Origin of the sequence: Bradyrhizobium sp. Ghvi, from assembly GCF_900115265.1 — a bacterium.
GTDB lineage: Bacteria > Pseudomonadota > Alphaproteobacteria > Rhizobiales > Xanthobacteraceae > Bradyrhizobium.
Genome location: NZ_FOVU01000008.1, coordinates 45877 through 67288 on the forward strand (window position 1 = coordinate 45877; position 21412 = coordinate 67288).

Annotated in this window: 20 protein-coding genes and 1 pseudogene; 13 read left to right on the forward strand and 8 right to left on the reverse strand. The window is 64.0% G+C overall.

All coding sequences use genetic code 11. The features are described 5' to 3' along the window. Positions 1 to 44: 44 nt before the first annotated feature. Positions 45 to 305, forward strand: a complete 261-nt coding sequence (locus BM374_RS26725; RefSeq protein ID WP_092299173.1) for a hypothetical protein — start codon at positions 45 to 47, stop codon at positions 303 to 305. An 86-nt stretch (positions 306 to 391) separates the two neighbouring features. On the opposite strand, the gene BM374_RS26730 is transcribed toward BM374_RS26725, so the two are convergent. The 4 genes from BM374_RS26730 to BM374_RS26745 all read right to left on the reverse strand — a co-directional run bounded on the left by BM374_RS26730 (position 392) and on the right by BM374_RS26745 (position 4701). Further along, positions 392 to 2116 carry a methanol/ethanol family PQQ-dependent dehydrogenase gene (locus BM374_RS26730; protein WP_092299176.1) on the reverse strand — a complete coding sequence of 575 codons (1725 nt, stop codon included), beginning with the start codon at positions 2114 to 2116 and terminating at the stop codon, positions 392 to 394. 106 nt (positions 2117 to 2222) lie between these two features. Beyond that, positions 2223 to 2882, reverse strand: a complete 660-nt coding sequence (locus BM374_RS26735) for a QcrA and Rieske domain-containing protein (protein WP_092299179.1) — start codon at positions 2880 to 2882, stop codon at positions 2223 to 2225. A gap of 265 nt (positions 2883 to 3147) precedes the next feature. Next, on the reverse strand, positions 3148 to 3612 hold the full coding sequence (locus BM374_RS26740) for a group III truncated hemoglobin (protein ID WP_092299182.1): 465 nt from the start codon (positions 3610 to 3612) through the stop codon (positions 3148 to 3150). A 237-nt stretch (positions 3613 to 3849) separates the two neighbouring features. Continuing rightward, on the reverse strand, positions 3850 to 4701 hold the full coding sequence (locus BM374_RS26745) for a 3-hydroxybutyryl-CoA dehydrogenase (protein ID WP_092299184.1): 852 nt from the start codon (positions 4699 to 4701) through the stop codon (positions 3850 to 3852). Positions 4702 to 5299: 598 nt separating this feature from the next. Here BM374_RS26745 and BM374_RS26750 point away from each other — a divergent pair. The 5 genes from BM374_RS26750 (at position 5300) to BM374_RS26770 (ending at position 8098) form a co-directional block, all read left to right on the forward strand. Further along, complete coding sequence (locus BM374_RS26750; protein ID WP_092299187.1) at positions 5300 to 5644, forward strand: ArsR/SmtB family transcription factor; 345 nt, start codon at positions 5300 to 5302, stop codon at positions 5642 to 5644. Positions 5645 to 5655: 11 nt separating this feature from the next. After that, entirely contained in the window at positions 5656 to 6153 is a 498-nt protein-coding gene (locus BM374_RS26755) for an ArsI/CadI family heavy metal resistance metalloenzyme (protein ID WP_092299190.1), read from the forward strand. 14 nt (positions 6154 to 6167) lie between these two features. After that, positions 6168 to 6578 carry an arsenate reductase (glutaredoxin) gene (gene arsC / locus BM374_RS26760; protein WP_092299193.1) on the forward strand — a complete coding sequence of 137 codons (411 nt, stop codon included), beginning with the start codon at positions 6168 to 6170 and terminating at the stop codon, positions 6576 to 6578. After that, positions 6578 to 7264, forward strand: coding sequence for an aquaporin (locus BM374_RS26765; protein ID WP_092299196.1), 687 nt, complete (start codon positions 6578 to 6580; stop codon positions 7262 to 7264). Before arsC ends, BM374_RS26765 begins: the two co-directional genes overlap by 1 nt. Positions 7265 to 7399: 135 nt before the next feature. Continuing rightward, positions 7400 to 8098, forward strand: coding sequence for an ABC transporter permease (locus BM374_RS26770; protein WP_092299199.1), 699 nt, complete (start codon positions 7400 to 7402; stop codon positions 8096 to 8098). Here the strand turns inward: BM374_RS26770 and BM374_RS26775 are convergent. Further along, positions 8072 to 8881, reverse strand: coding sequence for an ABC transporter substrate-binding protein (locus tag BM374_RS26775; protein WP_092299202.1), 810 nt, complete (start codon positions 8879 to 8881; stop codon positions 8072 to 8074). The two genes, BM374_RS26770 and BM374_RS26775, sit on opposite strands and share 27 nt — an antisense overlap. A 165-nt stretch (positions 8882 to 9046) precedes the next feature. Here BM374_RS26775 and BM374_RS26780 point away from each other — a divergent pair, with 165 nt between their 5' ends. From BM374_RS26780 to BM374_RS26795, 4 genes and pseudogenes are all read left to right on the forward strand, one after another. Then, on the forward strand, positions 9047 to 9334 hold the full coding sequence (locus tag BM374_RS26780; RefSeq protein ID WP_092299205.1) for a hypothetical protein: 288 nt from the start codon (positions 9047 to 9049) through the stop codon (positions 9332 to 9334). A gap of 301 nt (positions 9335 to 9635) precedes the next feature. Next, complete coding sequence (locus BM374_RS26785) at positions 9636 to 10994, forward strand: dihydrolipoyllysine-residue succinyltransferase component of 2-oxoglutarate dehydrogenase complex (protein WP_244552701.1); 1359 nt, start codon at positions 9636 to 9638, stop codon at positions 10992 to 10994. A gap of 26 nt (positions 10995 to 11020) precedes the next feature. After that, positions 11021 to 11338: pseudogene (locus tag BM374_RS26790) on the forward strand (MBL fold metallo-hydrolase); the annotation flags it as partial. A 309-nt stretch (positions 11339 to 11647) separates the two neighbouring features. After that, positions 11648 to 13654 carry a putative bifunctional diguanylate cyclase/phosphodiesterase gene (locus BM374_RS26795; protein WP_092299211.1) on the forward strand — a complete coding sequence of 669 codons (2007 nt, stop codon included), beginning with the start codon at positions 11648 to 11650 and terminating at the stop codon, positions 13652 to 13654. Between the two features lie 7 nt (positions 13655 to 13661). Here BM374_RS26795 and hutU read toward each other — a convergent pair whose 3' ends face one another. Genes hutU through hutI form a run of 3 tightly spaced genes read right to left on the reverse strand, consistent with a single transcriptional unit; the run spans position 13662 to position 18130 of the window. Further along, entirely contained in the window at positions 13662 to 15332 is a 1671-nt protein-coding gene (gene hutU, locus BM374_RS26800; protein ID WP_092299877.1) for a urocanate hydratase, read from the reverse strand. A 27-nt stretch (positions 15333 to 15359) separates the two neighbouring features. Continuing rightward, positions 15360 to 16919 carry a histidine ammonia-lyase gene (gene hutH / locus BM374_RS26805; RefSeq protein ID WP_092299214.1) on the reverse strand — a complete coding sequence of 520 codons (1560 nt, stop codon included), beginning with the start codon at positions 16917 to 16919 and terminating at the stop codon, positions 15360 to 15362. Next, positions 16916 to 18130: an imidazolonepropionase gene (hutI, locus tag BM374_RS26810; protein ID WP_092299217.1), complete on the reverse strand. Its 1215-nt coding sequence runs from the start codon at positions 18128 to 18130 to the stop codon at positions 16916 to 16918. Before hutI ends, hutH begins: the two co-directional genes overlap by 4 nt. A 79-nt stretch (positions 18131 to 18209) precedes the next feature. Between hutI and BM374_RS26815 the strand changes: the two genes are divergently transcribed. From BM374_RS26815 to BM374_RS26825, 3 genes are all read left to right on the forward strand, one after another. Further along, complete coding sequence (locus BM374_RS26815; protein ID WP_092299220.1) at positions 18210 to 19568, forward strand: formimidoylglutamate deiminase; 1359 nt, start codon at positions 18210 to 18212, stop codon at positions 19566 to 19568. Then, positions 19565 to 20293, forward strand: a complete 729-nt coding sequence (hutC, locus tag BM374_RS26820; protein WP_092299223.1) for a histidine utilization transcriptional repressor HutC — start codon at positions 19565 to 19567, stop codon at positions 20291 to 20293. The genes BM374_RS26815 and hutC overlap by 4 nt, the downstream gene beginning before the upstream one ends. A 104-nt stretch (positions 20294 to 20397) precedes the next feature. Then, a complete protein-coding gene (locus BM374_RS26825; RefSeq protein WP_092299226.1) occupies positions 20398 to 21342 on the forward strand; it encodes an ABC transporter substrate-binding protein in 945 nt (314 codons plus the stop codon). Positions 21343 to 21412: the final 70 nt, after the last annotated feature.

Below are 21412 nucleotides of genomic sequence, written 5' to 3' on the forward strand. Positions count from 1 at the left end.
AAGGCGGCTCGCGCCGTTTCCATCGATCTGACAGGAGCAGATCGATGACAAACATCTCAAGGGCGCTCGCAGTCTTGCTGTCGAGCGCCTTTCTTTTGACCACCGCCGATGCGTTCGCCCAGAGCAGCAACACGACGCCGCCGACCACCGCGACGCGCCCCACCGCACCGGACCAGAGCTCGCTTCCCAACGCCAACGCCCCGCCCGCCTCGACAACCCAGACCACCGGGCAGAGCAGCCCTGATCCGAAGGTTCGGGAGATGAATCAGAAAGCAAAGGATAAGGTTGAGCGCGAGGGCAAGTAATACGACCGCACGCAAGATGCGGCGGACGTTGCCGTCCGCCGCATTTGCCCCCTGTCGCTCCGCTTCTCTCGATCCGCCTGCGGAGCTTATTTCTTCAGCGCGAACACCCAGATCACGCCACCTTGTGGCACGTTGGACTCGATGCCGATGTTGTTGGTCGCGAGCGCGTCCTGGATACGCTGCGCGTCCACGCCCCAGCCCGACTGGATCGCGATGTATTGCGTGCCGTCGATCTCATAGGAGATCGGCATGCCCATGATGCCGGAATTGGTCTTCTGCTCCCAGAGCAGCTCACCGGTCTTGGCATTGAAGGCGCGGAAGTTGCGGTCGTTGGTGCCCCCGCCAAAGACGAGGTCGCCCGCGGTGGCCGTGACCGAACCGAACATCTGCGACTTCGGGAAGTTGTGCTGCCACACCTTCTTGCCGGTCGCGGGATCCCAGGCCTGGATCTCGCCGAAATGATCGGCGCCCGGCTTGGTCTTCAGGCCGATATCCTCCGGCTTGGTACCGAGCCAGAGTTCGCCGGGCTTGAGCGGGACCTTCTCGCCGGTGAAGCCGCCGCAGAAATTCTCGTTGGCGGGCACGTAGACGAGGCCGGTCTTCTGGCTGTAGGCCGCCGAAGGCCAGTCCTTGCCGCCCCACAATGAGGGGCAGAACTCCACGCGCTTGCCAACCACCGGCTTGTGCGCGGGATCGAGGATCGGCTTGCCGTTCTCGTCGACGCCCTTCCAGACGTCGGTAGAGACGAACGGCCAGCCGGCGATATAGTTGATCTTGGTCGGCGTACGTTCGAGCACCCAGAAGATCGCGTCGCGCCCCGGATGAACCAGGCTCTTGATGCTGCGGCCGTCACGCTGGAGATCGATCAGCATCGGCGCGTCGACCTCGTCCCAATCCCAGGAATCGTTCTGGTGGTACTGATGATAGGTCTTGATCTTGCCGTTGCCCGGATCGAGCGCGATCACCGACGAGGTATAGAGATTGTCGCCAGGATGCATCTCGCCGGGCCACGGCGCAGCATTGCCGACGCCCCAATAGATCGTCTTGGTGTCCTTGTCGTAGGTCCCGGTCATCCAGGCCGAGCCGCCGCCGTTCTTCCAGTCGTCGCCCTGCCAGGTGTCATGCCCGGGCTCGCCTTCGCCGGGAATCGTGAAGGTGCGCCACAACTCCTTACCGTCCTTGGCATCGAAGGCGGCGACATAGCCACGCACGCCGAACTCGCCGCCGGAGCCGCCGACGATCACCTTGCCATCGACGATCAGCGGCATCAGGGTCATGTACTGACCCTTCCTGTAGTCCTGCACCTTGGTGTCCCACACCACCTTGCCGGTCTTGGCGTCGAGGGCGACAACGTGGTCGTCGGTGGTGGCGAGATAGATCTTGTCCTCCCACAGGCCGACACCGCGGCTGGTCGGGTGCAATTGAAACAGATCATCGGGGAGCTGCCGCTTGTAGCGCCAGTACTCGTCGCCGGTCTTTGCGTTCAGCGCGATCACCTGCCCCATGGGGGTCGCCACGAACATCACGCCATTATTGACGATCGGCGGCGCCTCGTGGCCTTCGACAACGCCGGTGGCGAAGGTCCAGACCGGCGTGAGATCCTTCACGTTGGAGGTGTTGATCTGGTCGAGCGGGCTGAAGCCCTGGCCGTCATAGGTGCGCCGATAGAGCATCCAGTTGCCGGGTTCTGGATTCTCCAGGCGCTGCTGGGTGACGGGGCTGTAGTTCTCGATCGGGCCGGCGCTCGCCGCTGTCGAGACAATGCAGGTGAAGGCGACGAAGCCGGACAAATACCATCGCTTTGTGCTCATGGACGTTTCCCCTTTGAAGTCTTTTGATTTGAATTCTTGTCGGTCTCGTCGCCCGCTCGGTGGCCGGCGCGACCTCTTGTGGTGCGCGGGCGCGACCCGCGGCGTATCATCCGGGCTGCGAGCCACCTACCTTTCCGATGAAAGGACCGGCAACGGTGAGCGAACCTCCGCTTAGTGACAGCGGCAGTGCCGCGAGGCGTCGCGGCGCGGGTCCGAACACCACCTGTCCGCCCTGGCGTGGATCGTATTCGGAGTTGTGGCAGGGACACTTGAAGACGGTCATGTCGCCTCCCTGATCCGCCTTCACCCATTCCGTAACCGGACAGGCGGCATGAGCGCAGACCGCAGAATAGGCAACGATGCCGTCGGCTGCGCGTGCACGCGTAGTTTCTTCGAGTTCGTTCGGATCAAGCTTCACGACAAGAATCTCGTTCAGGCGTGAGCCGCTGCGAACGACGGAGGTTTTTGGATCCTTCGGCCAGGCGCGAACCGGAGGGCCGCCCGGCTTGAGGTCATCCGGCTTGATGAGCTGACCTTCGTCATCACCCTCTGAGCGGACGAGCAGATCGCCTTTCTGCGGTCGTTCGTCGGCACCCGGCTGATCGTCGTCGGCCCTTGCTGGTGCAGAACAGCCGAGACAAGCGGTGGTGGCGAGCGCACCGAGCAACAGCGCTCGACGCGTTTGCTCCGCACTCACATCGACTTCGGGTTCCGCAGTGTTGTCGGATGATGATGAGGAGGAGGTACTGAATGATGCAGACGACATGCACAATAGCAGGCGCTGGAACTCTGCCGAAATGAAGGCGAAGAATTGGCGCCGCAGTGCATCAATATGGCTTTGCTCGCTTTGAGCGAATGCGATTGCACGCGTTCAAACGCATTTTTGCCATTGCAACGTCATGTCGCGCGATCGGCATGACGATTTTGCAGATCAGACCGATGATGCAGGAATTGGTGCGGCGCCGCTGTCAGCAGCACGACGCAAACTCGCGACGATTCAACTGCACGTTTTGCAGGCAGATCCGCCGTGTTCAGGACCTCAATAGGTTGCGCGGCGCCGCGATGCGGCCGGCGATCGTTGCCGATGCCATTTCAAAGCTGTCGGCGATGCGACGGGCCTTGTCGATGAAGAGGCTGGCCGCCGGTGGCGGGCAGACTTCGCGCGCCGTCTGCTCGAACAAATCGAGCCAGCGGTCGAAATGATCGCCGGCCAGGCTGAGCGGAAGATGCACCCGCATCGGCGAGCCGTGATAGCGGCCGCTCATCAGCACGACCGACGACCAGAAATCCTTGAGCTTGGCGAGATGCTCGTCCCAATTCCGGACGATCGCGAACACCGGCCCGAGCAGCGCGTCTTCACGCACGCGTCCATAGAAGCGGGTGACGAGTTCCCCGATCATCTCCTCAGTGATCCCGGTGCGTTCGATGGCATCCTGGGTCAGCAGGTTCCGTCGTTCGGCCGCAGCTTCGCGCTCGGCCTTCAGTCGATCCGACATGTCCTTGTGTTCCGTTTTCTGCTTTCCCTCTCCCCTTGTGGGCCCTTGTGGGAGAGGGTGGCTCGCCGCAGAGCGGCGAGACGGGTGAGGGGTTGTCTCAGCGGGCCCACCTCTCGTTGAATGCGCGGAGGGAGACCCCTCATCCGGCGCTTCGCGCCACCTTCTCCCACAAGGGGAGAAGGAAAGAAGCTAGATCCAGCCGCGCACGACATCTTTGTCGCAGCGCAAATTACAAGATCAGCCGCCGTAGGTGTAAAAGCCCTGCCCGGTTTTGCGGCCGAGATGGCCGGCATCGACCATTTCCTTGAGCAGGGGGGCTGGTCGATATTTAGGGTCGTTGAAGCCCTTATAAAAGACCTCCATCACCGAAAGCATCGTATCGAGCCCGACGAGATCGGCCAGCGCGAGCGGCCCGATCGGATGGTTGCAGCCGAGCTTCATGCCGGCATCGATTTCCTCGGCCGTTGCAATCCCCTCCTGGAGCGCGAAGATCGCCTCGTTGATCATCGGGCACAGGATGCGGTTGACGGCGAAGCCCGGGCTATTCTTGGCGGTGATCGCCACCTTGCCGACGCGCTGAGCGAAATCGAGTGCCTTGGCGTGAGTGTCGTCCGATGTCTGCAGGCCGCGGATGAGTTCCAGCAGCGCCATCACCGGAACCGGGTTGAAGAAGTGCATGCCGATGAAGCGATCCGGGCGATCGGTTGCGGCGGCCAGCTTGGTGATGGAGATCGACGAGGTGTTGGTCGCAACCAGCGTGCGCGGCGAAAGCGTGGCGCAGAGGTCCTTGAGGATCTTGACCTTCAGCTCCTCGTTCTCGGTCGCGGCCTCGATGACGAGATCGCAGTCCGACAGTTTTGCGCGGTCGGTGGTCCCCGTGATGCGCTTGAGCGTCGCCTCGCGATCGGCTGCCGAGATCTTCTCCTTCTTGACCAGGCGCTCGAGGCTGCCGCCGACGGTCGAAATGCCGCGGTTCACCGCCGCATCGGAAATGTCGACCATCACGACCGACAGCCCGGCCGCGGCGCAGATCTGGGCGATGCCGTTGCCCATGGTCCCTGCTCCGATGATACCAACGGTATTGATCATGGAATGACGTCCTTCTCGTTGAGCGAGCCCGGCCTCTAGCGGCGTGCCCGGTTTGACCTGAATTTCGATCTGCTGCGCGTTACGTGCTGCACCGCATCCAGGCTCTTCCATAACGCATCCGTCGCGAGAATAAAGTCGCCTTTCTGCTCGCACAGGGCATGATTTCGCGCTCTCGCGACCATTTCGGCCCGAGTTTTACGGCTCGTTCGCCCCCCTCGATTGCCGAGGGCGCGGGGAAGGCCGGGGTAGCCGGCTGGCACCCGCCGTCCGCTGTGCGCTTGTAGCGCAATGGAGAACTGCACAGCGGCGTACAGGGCAGCCAGGACATCCCGACCTTCCCTGCGCGAGTGGTTTGACGGCTTATGCCGTGCCCTCCCCGGAGCCGAATTCCCTCTCGCCTCCGTCGCCTTGTCGCGATCCGTCCCTCGTGCGGGGCGAGATGCAACGACATGTACGATATTTCCGAATTTCAGTAAATCGAAATACTTTCGCGAACGGAGCCTGACTCGATGGATGTCACTGTCTCGCAGTGTTCCCCTGGGCAGGACAGCCGAGATTTCAGTTGACGTGGCGCCATTATTTCAATAATCGTCGAAATATGGAAAAGACAAACGCCGTCACGGCGCTCGCCGCACTTGCCCAGGACAATCGCCTAGACGTCTTCCGCTTGCTGGTGCAGGCCGGTCCCGACGGCATGGCGGCCGGCGCGATTGCGGAGGCGCTGGATCTCGCCCCCAACACGCTGACGTTCCACTTCGATCGCCTGCGGATGGCGGGTCTTGCCACGGTCCGGCGCGAGGGGCGTTCGATGATCTATGCGGCCCGGTTCGAGACGATGAACGATCTCATCGAATTCCTAACCGAAAACTGCTGCGACGGCGCCTTCTGTGTTCCGGCCGCAGCCTGCAAGCCCGCGCGGAAGCGCAACAAAGTCCCGGCCTGAAAGGACAGACCATGAAGCGCCTGCACGTTCACGTGTCCGTCGACGACCTCTCCCGCTCGATCGGATTCTACTCGGCCTTGTTTGCATCCCAGCCCTCGGTCGTGAAGTCCGATTACGCCAAATGGATGCTCGATGACCCTCGCGTGAATTTTGCGATCTCGACGCGCGGACGCGAGCCCGGGCTCGATCACCTCGGCATCCAGGTTGAGACCGGCGACGAGCTCCAGGAGGTTTATGCGCGGCTGCGCCAAGCCGGCGGCAATATCGTCGAACAAGGCCAGACGACCTGCTGTTATGCGAAGTCCGAGAAATCCTGGATCGACGATCCCGCGGGAATCGCCTGGGAAACCTTTCGCACCACGGGCGAAAGCACCGACTATGGCGACGGCACCGGTGAGAACGGCGCGCGAGTTGCCCATGGGACCAGACAAAAGAAACAGCCGGACAAGCAATCGGCCTGCTGCGCGCCGCAGCCCATTGCGAAGCCATCGTCATCGGCCTGCTGCTGATCCGGGATCTGCCAATGGACGCCATCATCTACCACAATCCTGCCTGCGGTACTTCGCGCAACACGCTTGCGATGATCCGGCACGCGGGAATCGAGCCGCATGTGATCGAGTATCTGAAGACGCCGCCGTCGCGAGCGCTTTTGCAGCAGCTCGTCGCCCGCATGGGCCTTTCCGTGCGCGACCTGCTTCGCGAAAAGGGTACACCCTATGCCGAGCTCGGTCTCGGCGCCCCTGATCTGACCGACGATCAGCTCCTTGACGCCATGATGGCGCATCCGATCCTGATCAACCGTCCGATCGTGGTCACGCCAAAGGGCGTCAAGCTCTGCCGTCCTTCCGAGCAAGTGCTGGATCTCTTGCCACCGCAGCGGGGCGAGTTCGTCAAGGAAGACGGTGAGCGCGTTCAACTGGACCGCGGCGCCTGATGCCGGGCCTCGCACAGCGCGCCGTCGCCGAATGGCTCGGAACAGCGTTCCTGCTGGCCGCGGTGGTCGGTTCGGGGATCATGGCCCAAAAGCTCGCGGGCGGGAACGTCGCGCTGGCACTGCTCTGCAACACGATCGCCACGGGCGCGATTCTCATCGTGCTGATCCTGATGTTTGCTCCCGTGTCGGGCGCTCACTTCAATCCGGCGGTGACGCTGGCCTTGGCGCTGCGCGGTGATACGGCCTGGATTGATGCGACGATCTACATCGCGGCACAAGTCGCCGGCGCAATCGTCGGCGTGTGGATCGCGCATCTGATGTTCGGGCTTTCCGTCCTCCAGACCTCGCTGACGGAACGGAGCGGGATAGGACAGTGGCTCGCCGAGGCAGTCGCAACCCTCGGCCTGTTGCTGACGATTTTGGGCGTGGCGTCACGAACCTCAGCCGCCGTTCCCTATGCGGTCGGCCTCTATATCACATCCGCTTATTGGTTCACGGCCTCGACATCGTTCGCCAATCCCGCAGTCACTATCGCCCGGTCCTTATCCGATAGCTTTGCGGGCATCGCCCCGCACGGCGTGCCAGCCTTCATCGCCGCGCAGCTCATCGGGGCAGGCGTCGCCATACCGCTTGCGAGTTGGCTGTGGGGCGGAGCAAGCGTGAAGCACGCTTCCGCCCACGAATGAAGAGAGTGTCCAAACCGCTGGTCCCCTGTATTCTCTGACTCCCGGCGGGGACAGCAGGAATCAGTGTGAAGCGACATCGCGCCACGACATCGACCAATCCATGTCATTCGGCTTGAACGTGAGGCCTCAGACCGGATGAACGATTTCGCACGCTCCGTCGCTGCCGCGTTCGCGCTGATTGGCGAAGCCGATCCTGAGCTGCTCGGCATCGTCGCGCTGTCGGTGCGCGTCAGCCTGACGGCCAGTATCATTGCGCTGCTGATCGGCGCGCCGTTCGGCGCCCTGCTTGCTATCACCCGCTTTCGAGGGCGGCAGGTCATCATCGTGCTGACCAATGCGCTGCTCGGCCTGCCGCCGGTCGTGGTCGGGCTTGCGCTTTATCTCATGTTGTCCCGATCCGGCCCGCTCGGGACGGCGGGATTGCTGTTCACCCCCACCGCCATGGTGATCGCACAGACGCTCCTGGCCACGCCGATCGTGGTGGCGCTGGTGCACCGGCCGGCGAGCCTGCTATGGGCGGAATATGGCGACCTCGCGCGGATCGACGGCCTCTCGATCTTGCGCAGCATCGGCCTGTTGTTCGCGCTCGGCCGGACCTCGCTGCTGACCGCCTTCCTCGCCGCGTTCGGGCGCGCCATCGCCGAAGTCGGCGCCATCATCATCGTCGGCGGCAACATCAGAGGCTTCACGCGCACGATGACGACTGCGATCGCGCTGGAGACCAGCAAGGGCGACCTGCCGCTGGCGCTCGGGCTCGGCCTGATTCTGCTCGCGCTCAGCGTCGCCGTTTCGACCGTTGCCTTCCTGCTAGTGGGACGCGTTGGGGAAAAATAGCTGCTCGCCGCCAACCTTGTAGCCGGCGATGGCATCTTGGCCCTTTGGCGAGATCAGCCAGTCGATGAAGGCCTGCCCGTCCTTGGCCTTCACGTTGGGGTGTTTATCCGGATTGACCAGCATGACGCCGTATTGGTTGAACAGCCGCTTGTCGCCCTCGGTCAGGATCGCAAGCTCACCCCGGTTCTTGAACGACAGCCAGGTGCCGCGGTCCGACAGCAGATAAGCGCTGGAGGACGACGCCATGTTCAGCGCCGGCCCCATGCCCTGGCCGATCTCGCGATACCAGCTGCCCTTAGCCGTCGCGATGTCGACGCCTGCCTCTTTCCACAATCTCAGTTCGGCGGCATGCGTGCCGGACTTGTCGCCGCGCGAGACGAACGGCGCCTTGGCCGCCGCGATCTTGCGCAGGGCATCGGCGACGTCCTTGCCGCCGGCAATGTGAGCTGGATCGCTGTTCGGTCCGACAATGACAAAGTCGTTGTACATCACGTCGAAACGCTTCACGCCCTGCCCTTCCGACATGAACTTGTCTTCCGCCACCCTGTCATGGACGAACACCACATCGGCATCGCCACGCCGACCGATATCGAGGGCCTGGCCGGTGCCGACGGCAACGACCTTCACGTCGATGCCCTTCTCTTTCGTGAACAGCGGCAGCAGATAGCCGAACAAGCCCGATTGTTCCGTCGAGGTCGTCGACGCCACGGTGATGGTGCGATCCTGCGCGTAAGCGCATGTCGACCAGAACAGGATTGTTGCGATAGCGGCAAGCTTTCTCATGCGTCGTCCTCGAACAAGCAACGGCGACCCTCAATATCCGCTGACAATGCAGGCGGGAACCCAGACGTTTGGCGGCAGAGAGTTGATGCAGTTGCGCCCCCATCAGCTGGAACGTCGCCGCTACAGCCGGGTTGCTGGAGCAATGCAACGTGAAGGAGAGTCCCCATGAAGACAATCATTCTGGCATCCGCCTGCGTCATGGCACTGGCGACCGGTGACGCCTTTGCGCAGACACAACCGGCGCCCGGCGCATCCGGGCAGGGCGATGTCGGACCCTCGTCGCGAGGCCCCGCAACCAAGGGAATGACGACGGGTCGGGCATCGAACATGCAGAACGAGATCAGTGACGGCAAGGGCGCTCAGTCGCCGTCCGCAGGTGGCAGCGACACGAACAACACGGGCAACCAGGCCGGTGGCGGCGCGGGTGCCAGCTCGAGTTCTGGGGGACGATAGGCCGTAAGCTAGCAGGGAGATGAACGCGGCAGGAGCTGCAGCCCTGCTGTAGATGCGCCGTTTGTCGCCTGTAGGTTGCCCGTAACGTTCGCTTGTCAAGCGAGACCTCTTAGCACATCCGTGACGAAGACGCGCTCGCATCGATGCACTTCGAATGAATGCTACAGCACGCAAGCGCTGTGCAGATGTTCTGCAATTGGTCTCCCCTCAATTGACAGGGGTGTGACGGCCGGGCAGTTTTTCCAATTGCTGGCGAATCAGCGTTTGCCTACGGCCCTGAGTACCTCTTGGACAAGTCCCAGTGCTTTCGAGACTGATATCGTTGCTGAGCCGCATTCCCGCGGTGAAATGGGCGTTCAAGCGGCTTCGACCCCCGCCGCCTGGCGGCAGCATCGACGCGGCGCCGAGCGCTGCGGATGAGCAGCCGGCGATCATCGCAGAAGCTGCTCCGGCCCTGGACAGCCTCAGCACCGTGCCGATGCCCGGCGAGACCGTCATCGAAGCGGCAGCACCTGACCGCGAGGATCACGCCACCGTCTCTGTCATCGAACAGCCCCCGTCCGCGGCCGTGATCATCGCCGCCATCGACGATTCATCTCTGGAGACGTCGGCAGAGGTCGCGCCCATCGTCGTCGAACAGGCTTCAGTCCCTTCGATTGAGGTCGCGGGCGAGCCGGTTGATCCGCTTGAAGTCGTCAGGAGCGATCCGCCTGCGGAACGTCTGACCGAGGCTGAACCAGAGGTCGTCAACGACGCACCCGCTTCGCTTGTCGAAGTCGAGGCAATCGACGCTCCCGAGCCGGTCGCCAGCAGCGATCTCGCCGTAGAACTCCTGGCGGATGGCGAACCCGAAATGGTGGAAGAGGCCCCGGTCTCTTCTTTCGAAGTCGAAGCGATCGAAACGGCTGAGTCGATCATCGGCAGCGATGCATCCCCGGAAACGCCTGAGGATGTCGAGCCTGTCCCGGCGGAGCAGGTCCTGGTCGCTGCTGCCGAGATGGAGACAATGTCGGGCCCGGTCGGCGAGCTCGTCGTCGAGGACGAACCGGTGTCCGCCGCTTCCGTGGCGATCGAACCGGTCGCCGTCGACGAGGCCTCGGTCATCGTGGTCGACGCCGGGATCACCGTGCCCGCCTCCACCGAGGCCAGCGTCGACAGCGAGCCCGCTCCCAGCGTCGCAGCGGACATCGAGCCTGATGTCGCCAACGATCTTACGCCCATCGCGCCGATAGCCGCAGAAGTTGGGTCCGCGCTCGCGCCTGCTGGCGCCGCGCAGGTCGAGCCGGCTCCCGCTCCGAAGAGTCCGAGCGCGCCGAAGGTCCGGGCAAAGATCGTGGAGCCCGCCGACCGTGCCACGCTGATCCGGCAACGCTGGTCCGAGACCGGGATCAGGATGTGGAATCCGAGGCTTCACGGCACTGGCGACGCGACCTTGAACATCCAGGGCCGCATCGAGCTGCTGCCGCCCGAGCCCGGAGAGACGATGCCGCGCTACGACACGCTGGAATTCAAGATGCTCGGCGGCCAGATCGTCTGCGAGGGCGTCATCGTCGAGGCGCCCGTGCATGCGAGCCAGCGCAGCTTTACGAGGCTCGCCGAGCCGCGTGGCGCCGACCGGCCTCGCGAAGCGGTGCGGGAACGACAGGCCGCCCTCGCTTGACCCTTCGGGGACACAACGGTCGAGCACGGCGCAAGCGTGAGGTGCTGTTCTTCTGCAGCGGCACCGTAGCGCTGTACCGGTTGGTGGGACAGCCGACCTATCCCGGCATCGTCGACGATTATCGCGCGACCTTCGCCAAGGTCAAAGCGATGAGGATCGACGTGCTGCTCGGACCGCATCCCGAGGTCTACGGCATGCAGGACAAGCGCGCACAGCAGATCAAGAGCGAGACGCCCAATCCGTTCATCAAGCCGCGCGAGCTTGCGACCTACGCGACCGGTCTGGCGGACGATTTCGACAAGGCGCTCGCCAAGCAGACCGCCGCGCTACAGGCCGCGAAGTAGAAGGCGACTTCGCCTCTTCCCAGTGGGAGAGGCTAACCGAGTGCCGTGCCAGATGTGGCAATGCGCGGCACTCGGGCCTATGGTTAGCAGAACCTAGCCGCGATCATTTCGGGACGATCTGTCGCGGGAGACAAGGCTTGCTTCCACCTCACATCCTTAACATCCCCTCACCAATGCACGCGGGCCGGCAATTCGGGACCGGCACGCAACCATAGCTGGTGTTCCCGCATGGAACCAATCTAACGCCGTCTTTACCCGCACCGTGCAACATCGCCTTCGATTTTGAAGGGATTTGGGGCACGTATTGCAATGCCTGCCGTCGATTTGAGAGCTCACCTCGCCGCCGCGATACTGCTGTTTCGCGTACCGGAGGACCCGGATCTGACGCGCGCGCAATTCGACGCCTTCTCCAAGCAGATCCCGCTGCTTTACTGCATCCTGATCAGCAACACGATCGCGGTCGCCTACACCTACTTCAACGTGGCACCGGATTGGCTGACGATGATCGTCCCGAGCGTGCTGACGCTGCTCGCGGCGCTTCGCACGTTCTGGTGGCTGCGCCAGCGTCATCTGGTGCGCAGCGACGCCGACATCCTGCGCAATCTACGCGCCACCAACTGGATGACGCTGCCGATCGGCGCCGGCTTCACCGCCTGGTCGTTCGCGCTCTATCCTTACGGCGATCCTTTCGCCAAGAGCCAGGTCGCGTTCTACATGGCCGTGACCGTGATCGGCTGCATCTTCTCCCTGATGCATCTACGTTCGGCGGCACTGATCGTGACGCTCGTCGTCGACGTGCCCTATGTGCTGTTCTTCTGGGCCACGGGCGAGCCGACACTGAAGGGGATCGCGATCAACAATCTGCTGGTCTCCGGCGCGATGGTGACGGTGCTGTTCATCTACTATCGCGACTTCGCCGACCTCGTTGCCAGCCGCAAATCGTTGCTGGCGCAGCAGGCGGCGACACAGGCCCTGTCGGACGAGAATTTTCGTCTCGCCAATCTCGATGCCCTGACCGAGTTGCCGAACCGCCGCCGCTTCTTCGCCGAGCTGTCGAGCGCCTTCACTGACGCCGAGCGCAGACACGTGCGCGTCGCGGTCGGGATCATCGACCTCGACGGCTTCAAGCCCATCAACGACAATTATGGACACTCGATCGGCGACCGCGTCCTGATCGAGGCCGGGCGCCGCATCCGCGACGTCTGCGAAGGATTTGGGCCGCAACGCGTGGAATTCGCGCGCCTGGGCGGCGACGAATTCGGCCTCGTGGTGTGCGGCGATCCCGAGGATGCCGACCTGCTGCGTCTCGGCGAGCGTATCGGCGAGCAGGTCAGGCTGCCCTACCAGCTCGACACCGCCCATACCGGCCTCTCTTGCTCGATCGGCTTTGCGCTGTATCCGCGCTCGGCGACGACGGCGGAAACGCTCTATGAATGCGCGGACTACTCACTCTACCACGCCAAGCGTCATCTGCGCGGACGGGCGGTGATCTTCTCCAGCGAGCTCGAGGCGGAGATCCGCAGCCGCGGCGTGATCGAGAATATGCTGCGCACCGCCGATTTCGACGCCGAGATGGAGCTGGTGTTCCAGCCGATCGTCGATGCCATGAGCGAGCACACCGCGGGTTTCGAGGCGCTGGCGCGCTGGCAGAGCCCCCGCCTCGGCTGGGTCTCGCCGGCTGACTTCATTCCCGCCGCCGAGCGGATCGGCCTGATCCGTACCCTGACGCAGGCGCTGCTGGTGCGCGCGCTCGCGGCCGCCAGGACCTGGCCGGATCATACCCGCCTGTCGTTCAACCTCTCGGCGCACGACATTTGCTCGCCCGACGGCATCCTGCCGCTGATCGCCATCATCGACAAGAGCGGCGTGCCGCCGCGCCGGCTCGACTTCGAGATAACCGAGACCGCCGTCACGTTCGACTTCGTGCGCGCGCAGCAGTCGATCGCCGCGCTGAAGGCGATGGGCTGCGGCATTTCATTGGATGATTTTGGCACCGGCTATTCGTCGCTGAGCCACGTGCACCGCCTACCGCTGAACAAGATCAAGGTCGACCGCAGCTTCGTCGCCGACATCAACGAAAACCCGGTCAGCCACAAGATCATCAAGTCGCTCACGGGCCTGTGCGACGACATGGAGATCGCCTGCGTGGTCGAGGGCGTCGAGACTCGCGCCCAGCTCGACAGCCTGCGCCGCCTCGGATGCGACTTCGTGCAGGGCTATTACTTCGCCAAACCCATGCCCGGGGCGGCGATCGAGGATTATCTGACCAAGGAACGCGAGCGCCTGGACCAAGGCGCAGCCAAGGTCGTGGCCTGAGGCAGCGCTAGGTCGAGAGGCTCGGCAGATCGAGCCCCATGGCACGGGCGCAGTCGATCGCGAGGTCGTAGCCCGCGTCGGCATGGCGCATGACGCCGCTGGCGGGATCGTTCCAGAGCACGCGCGCGATGCGCTTTGCCGCTTCCGGCGTACCGTCGGCGACGATCACCATGCCGGCATGCTGGGAATAGCCGATGCCGACGCCGCCGCCATGATGCAGTGATACCCAGGTCGCGCCGCTGGCGCAATTGAGCAGCGCGTTGAGCAGCGGCCAGTCCGACACCGCATCCGATCCGTCCATCATCGCCTCGGTCTCGCGGTTCGGGCTCGCCACCGAGCCGCTGTCGAGATGATCGCGGCCGATCACGATCGGCGCCTTCAATTCGCCGCGCGCGACCATCTCGTTGAAGGCGAGCCCAAGACGATCGCGATCGCCCAGGCCAACCCAGCAAATCCGCGCCGGCAGGCCCTGGAACTTGATGCGCTCTTTGGCCATGTCGAGCCAATTGTGCAGATGCTTGTCGCCAGGCATCAGCTCCTTGACCTTGGCGTCGGTCTTGTAGATGTCCTCGGGATCGCCGGACAGCGCGGCCCAGCGGAACGGCCCCACGCCGCGGCAGAACAACGGGCGGATATAGGCGGGCACGAAGCCGGGGAAATCGAAGGCATTCTTCAGGCCCATGTCTTGTGCCATCTGGCGGATGTTGTTGCCGTAGTCGAGCGTCGGAATGCCCTGCGCATGGAAATCCAGCATGGCCTGGACGTGCTCGACCATCGACATCTTCGAGGCGCGCTCCACCGTCTTCGGATCGGATGCGCGCTTGGCTTCCCAATCGGTCAGGGTCCAGCCTTTCGGCAAATAGCCGTTGATCGGATCATGCGCGCTGGTCTGGTCCGTGACGATGTCGGGCTTGACGCCGCGGCGGACCAGCTCCGGAAAGATTTCCGCGGCATTGCCGAGCAGGCCGACCGAAATCGCCTTCTTGGTTTTCGCGGCGTCCGCCATCATCGCGAGCGCTTCGTCGAGCGTCGCGGCCTGGCGATCGAGATAGCCGGTGCGCAAACGCATCTCGATGCGGCTTGGCTGACATTCGACCGCGAGCATCGAGGCGCCCGCCATGGTCGCCGCCAGCGGCTGCGCACCGCCCATACCGCCGAGACCGGCAGTGAGGATCCATTTACCGGCGAGGTTACCGCCATAGTGGCGGCGCCCGACCTCGACAAAGGTCTCGTAGGTGCCCTGCACGATGCCCTGGCTGCCGATGTAGATCCAGGAGCCCGCCGTCATCTGGCCGTACATCATCAGCCCCTGACGATCGAGCTCGTTGAAATGGTCGAGTGTCGCCCAATGCGGCACGATGTTGGAATTGGCGATCAAGACGCGCGGCGCATCTGCGTGAGTACGGAAGATGCCGACCGGCTTGCCCGACTGGACCAACAGGGTTTGATCGGCTTCGAGCTTACGCAACGCATTTGTGATCCGGTCAAAACTCTCCCAGTCACGTGCGGCGCGGCCGATACCGCCATAGACGACGAGTTCGCTCGGGCGCTCCGCGACGTCAGGGTCGAGATTGTTCATGAGCATTCGGAGCGGCGCTTCCGTCAGCCAGCTCTTGGCGCTGATGTCGCTGCCACGGGGCGCGCGGATGGTGCGGTCATTGTCCAGTCGGCGGTTCATGCGGAACACCCCTCAGTCAAGTCTAGTTCAGTCGAGTTTTGGAAATGGATCGGATGAAAGCGCCGCGATCGCCACGGCCGGCAACGCATCGCCTTCGATCAGCGCAGCGGCGCTCGCGAGATCGCCGGCCATGTAGCGGTCCGCGCCGAGCGCGGGCACGTGCTCGCGAAGCTTCGCGATGACGGCAACAAGCGGCGCACTCGTCGCATGCGGCGCGCGCAACGTGATACCTTGAGCGGCAACCAGAAGCTCGATCCCAAGGATCGCGGCGAGATTGTCGGCCATATCGGACAGACGACGCGCGGCGTGCGCGGCCATCGAGACATGGTCTTCCTGGTTGGCGCTGGTGGGTGTCGAATCGATCGAGCAGGCAGCCGCGCGCTGCTTGTTCTCGGCATAGAGCGCGGCCGCCGTCACCTCGGCGATCATGAAGCCTGAATTGATGCCGGGGTCGGGGGTGAGGAACGGCGGCAGGCCGAAATTGAGCGCGGGATCGACCAATGTCGCGATCCTCCGCTCGCTGATTGCGCCGATCTCCGACAGCGCCAGCGCGATCGTGTCGGCGGCAAACGCGACCGGCTCGGCGTGGAAATTGCCGCCGGAGACGATTTCGCCGGTCTCGATCAGCACCAACGGATTGTCGGTCACGGCATTGGCCTCGACCATCAGCGCGCGTGCGGCCTGCGTGATCAGGTCGAGCGCCGCGCCCGCGACCTGCGGCTGGCAGCGCAGGCAATAGGGATCCTGCACGCGTTCATCGCCTTCGAGATGCGACAGGCGGATGTCGCTGCCCTCGAGCAGCGCGGTCAGCGTCGCCGCCGCCGCGATCTGACCGGCATGGCCGCGCAGCGCCTGGATCTCGGGACGGAACGGCACGGTCGAAGCCATCGCCGCATCGACCGACAGCGCGCCGGTGACGAGCGCGGCGCGAGCCAAGCGGAATGCACGCAGCACGCCTGATATGGCATAGGCGGTCGAGAATTGCGTCCCGTTGATCAGCGCGAGACCTTCCTTGGGTCCGAGCGTCAGCGGCGCAAGGCCGGCTGCCGCCAGCGCCTCGGCACCGGACACGGTTTTCCCATCGAGGATCGCCTGCCCTTCGCCGATCATCACCGCTGTCATGTGCGCGAGCGGCGCGAGATCGCCGGAGGCGCCGACGGACCCTTGCTGCGGCACCAGCGGACAGACATTTCGCGCCAGCATCGCCTGCAACTGCTCGATCACCTCGCGGCGCACCCCGGAAGCGCCGCGCCCGAGCGAGATGATCTTCAGCGCCATCATCAGCCGGACGATCGGCTCCGGCGTCACTGGTCCGACCCCGCAGCAATGTGAGACGATGAGATTGCGCTGGAGCAGCGCGGTCTGATCGGGCGGTATGCGTCTCGAGGCGAGCTTCCCAAAGCCGGTGTTGATGCCATAAACGGGATCCGCGGCCTGCGCCGCCTTCGCCACGATCTCCGCGGCCGCCTCGACAGGCGGCCAGAATGCATCATCAAGCACGACGGACGCGCCTCCAAGCACGCGCGCGAGTTCGTCGAGGCGCACCGCCCCAGGCTTGACGACGATCGTTGCGCCCTGCTCCGTCACTGGCCTCTCCAGACACGGCAGTGCAGCGGATTGAAGCCGATGCGGTAGACCAGCTCGGCCGGCCGCTCGACCTCCCAGATTGCGAGGTCGCACCACTTGCCGGCTTCAAGGGTGCCGGCTTCGTCGAGCACGCCGAGTGCCCGCGCGCCTTCACGGGTGATGCCGGCAAGACATTCGGCGACATTCATCCGGAACAGCGTCGCGCCCATGTTCATGGTGAGTAGCAACGAGCTCAGTGGCGAGCTGCCGGGATTACAATCGGTCGCAAGGGCCATGGGGACGCCGTGCTTGCGGAACACCTCGACCGGCGGCTTTTGCGTCTCACGGATGAAGTAGAAGGCCCCCGGAAGCAGCACGGCCACCGTGCCGGCCTTGGCCATCGCCGCGGCGCCGGCTTCGTCGGCGTGCTCGAGATGATCGGCCGAGAGCGCGGAGAATCTTGCGGCGAGTGCAGCGCCGCCGAGATTCGAGAGCTGATCGGCATGCAGCTTGACCGGCAGACCAAGCGCCCTCGCCGTCTCGAACACGCGCGCCGTTTGCTCAGCCGAGAACGCGATGCCCTCCATGAAGGCATCGACGGCATCGGCAAGGCCCGCCTTCGCGACGGCGGGGAGCATCTCCTGGCAGACGAGATCGATGTAACGATCCTTGTCACCCTCGGCCTCCACCGGCAGCGCGTGCGCGCCGAGGAACGAGGTGCGGATGGCAACCGGTCGCTGGCGGCCGAGGCTGCGTGCGGCAGAGAGTTGCCGCATCTCGGTCTCGGCGTTGAGGCCGTAGCCAGACTTGATCTCGACCGTGGTGGCGCCCTCGCCGATCAACGCATCGAGCCGCGGCAATGCACTCGCTATCAGTTCGGCTTCACTCGCCTTGCGCGTCGCCGCCACCGTCGAAACGATGCCGCCGCCGGCGCGCGCGATCTCCTCGTAGCTCGCGCCCTTCAGGCGCAGCTCGAATTCGTAGGCACGGTTGCCACCATAGACGAGATGGGTGTGGCAGTCGACGAGCCCGGGTGTGATCCAGCGCCCTTCGCAATCGATCCGCTCGATGGCGCCGGCATCAACAGGAAAATCCGCGGCCGAGCCCGCGTAGACGATGCGGCCGCCGCGCGCGGCGATCACGCCATGCTCGATCTCACCGAGATCGGGACGGTCGGCCCGCATCGTGGCGAGGCGGGCATTATGCCAGATCCGGTCGAAGCGCTCTGCCATGCGGATACCCGTCGGATGCTTGACTTATATGTCTAGACATATAATCGTAAGGCGGTTCTGTCCAGCCGGCGTGTCATCCATGTCCCGACTGCATTTCGCCTCCGCGCTCCTGCCCTCGGGCTGGGCCAATGACGTGCAGGTGGTGATCACCGCCGGCGCGATCGCGGAGGTGACGGCCGATGTGGCGCCAGCCGCCGGAGACGAGCGTCACGAGATCGCGCTTCCGGGATTGGCCAGTCTGCACAGCCACGCCTTTCAGCGCGGCATGGCGGGACTTGCCGAACTGCGCGGCGATTCCGCCGATACGTTCTGGACCTGGCGCGAGACGATGTATCGTTTCGCACTATCGATGACCCCGGACGACGTCGCCGCCGTCGCGACGCTGCTTTATGTCGAGATGCTGGAGCAGGGTTTTACCCGCGTCGGCGAATTCCATTATCTGCATCACGATCGGGACGGCTCGCCTTTTGCCAACCCCGCCGAGATGGCCGCGCGCATTGCGCAGGCTGCGGAAACCTCAAGCATCGGTCTGACGCTGCTGCCGAGTTTTTATGCGCACGGCTCCTTCGGCGGCGCCGCACCGCATGGTGGCCAGCGCCGCTTCATCTGCTCGGTCGATCAGTTCGCCTCGCTGATGGCGGCGTCGCGCAAAACGATCGCGCGCTTGTCGGGCGCCAATATCGGCATCGCGCCGCACAGCCTGCGCGCGGTGGCGCCGCACGAGCTCGCGGCGATCATTCCCCTTGCGGAAGGCGGACCGGTGCACATCCACGCCGCCGAGCAGGTGAAAGAAGTCGAGGATTGCCTGGCCTGGTCGGGGCAGCGGCCCGTGCATTGGCTGCTGGAGCACGCACCACTCGATCAGCGCTGGTGCCTCATTCACGCGACCCATATGGCGGATACGGAAGTGACGGCATTTGCAAAGACCGGCGCGGTCGCGGGGCTCTGCCCTATCACCGAAGCAAGTCTCGGCGACGGCATCTTTCCGGGGCGGGAATTTCGCGACGCCGGCGGTCTGTTTGGCGTCGGCACGGATTCCAACGTGCTGGTCGGTGTCGCCGACGAATTGCGCCAGCTCGAATATGGCCAACGACTGAAGCATCGCGCGCGCAACGTGCTCTCCGGCGGCGCCGGCCGTTCGACCGGTCGCACGCTGTTCGACGATGCCCTTGCGGGCGGCGCGCGGGCCCTGGCACAGCCCACAGCCGGCCTCTCGCCCGGCGCGCGCGCCGACATCGTCACGCTCGATGCCGCACATCCATCTCTGGCAGGACGCCGCGGCGATGCCCTCATCGACGGCTGGATCTTTGCGGCTGGCGGCGGCGCAATCGATTGCGTCTGGGCCGGCGGTAACAAGGTCGTTGAGGGCGGGCAGCACAAACTGCGCCACTCCGCGCGTGAAGGCTTCAATGCCGCGATTCGAAGGCTCGTAGCATGAGCCTTGCCACAGACAGCGCCGACAAGCCGACGCTCTACAAGCGCATCCGCGCCGATATCGAGAAGCGCATTCTGACCGGCGAATGGCCGCCGGGCCACCGCATTCCCTTCGAGCACGAGCTCGTGGCGCGCTACGGCTGTTCGCGCATGACGGTGAACAAGGCTTTGTCGGAGCTCGCGCAGGCGGACCTGATCGAGCGACGGCGACGCGCCGGCTCGTTCGTGCGCCGGCCACAGCATCAGTCGGCCGTGCTCAAGATCGCCGATATCCGCGCCGAGATTACCGCGCTCGGCCGCAGCTATGGTTACGAGCTGATCGGGCGTAAGTTGCGCGCGGCGACCACTGCCGATCGCGCGCGTCTCGGCATCAAGAAGGCCGGCAAGGTGATTGCGATCGCCTGCCGTCACAGCGCCGACAACGTGCCCTTTGCGGTGGAGGACAGATTGATCGATTTGTCCTCGGTGCCATCCGCTGCGACCGCGGATTTCTCGCGCGAGCCGCCCGGCTCTTGGCTGCTTCATCATGTCCCATGGACTGAAGCCGAGCACACGATCAGCGCCATCGTTGCAGATGACCGGACCGCGGAAGCACTCGACATCGCCGTCGGCGCGCCCTGCCTCGTGATCGATCGCTATACCTGGCGCAGCGCACGCACGATCACCGCGGTGCGCCTGCTTTATCCGGGTGACTCTCACCGCCTTGTCGCGCGATTCAAGGGAGGCTGAGAGAACGATGTCGGCACAAATCGTGCAACGGTTCCCGCAACGGCCCATAGGGGCCGACAGAGATCAACAGGACGTCAAACCTTCTGGGCAAGAGGACGATAATCATGCGTAGTTCGACAGTATTTGCGACCATTATTGCGCTCACGGCCGCCAGCCCCGCGCTCGCCGACGATGTCAAGGTCGGCATCGGCATCTCCGGATGGACCGGCTTCGCGCCGCTGACGCTGGCAAAAGAAGCCGGCATCTTCAAGAAGAACGGCCTCGATGTCACTATCAAGAAGATTCCCCAGAAGGACCGCCATCTCGCCATCGCCTCTGGCGACGTGCAGTGCGCGGCGACCACGGTCGAGACCTGGATCTCCTGGAACGCCAACGGTGTCGCGACCAAGCAGATCTTCCAGCTCGACAAGAGCTATGGCGCCGACGGCATGGCCGTGCGCAACGACATCAATTCGATCAAGGAGCTGAAGGGCAAGACCGTTGCGGCCTCCGCGCCCGGCACCTCGCCCTATTTCGCGCTGGCCTGGATGCTGAAGAAAAACGGCCTCACGGTGAAGGATGTCACCGTCGTCAACCTCGAGCCGGCTGCGGCCGCGCAAGCCTTCGTCTCCGGCCAGAACGATGCCGCGATGACCTATGAGCCGTATCTGTCGACCGTGCGCGCCGCGCCAGACAAGGGCAAGATCATCGCGACCACGCTAGACTATCCGATCGTGATGGACACGTTCGGCTGCACGCCGAAATTCCTAAGCGAGAACCCGAAAGCGGCGCAGGCCCTCGCCAACAGCTATTTCGAAGCGCTCGACATGATCGCCAAGGATCAGGCCAAGGCCTATGAGATCATGGGCGCGGACGTGAAGCAGACCGGCGAGCAGTTCGGCAACTCGGCAAAGTACCTGCGCTGGCAGGACAAGGCCGCGAACCAGAAGTTCTTCGCGGGCGACTTCCTTGCCTTCAACAAGGATGCGGCCGATCTCCTGCTCGAAATCGGCATCATCAAATCAGCGCCGAAAGTCGAGGACCTCTTCGACGCCAGCTTCATCAAGTAAGCTCCGACACGCTGCTGGTCCCGCCGCGCAGCGGGATCAGCGCATGATCGGCCATTCGGATAGATCTGAC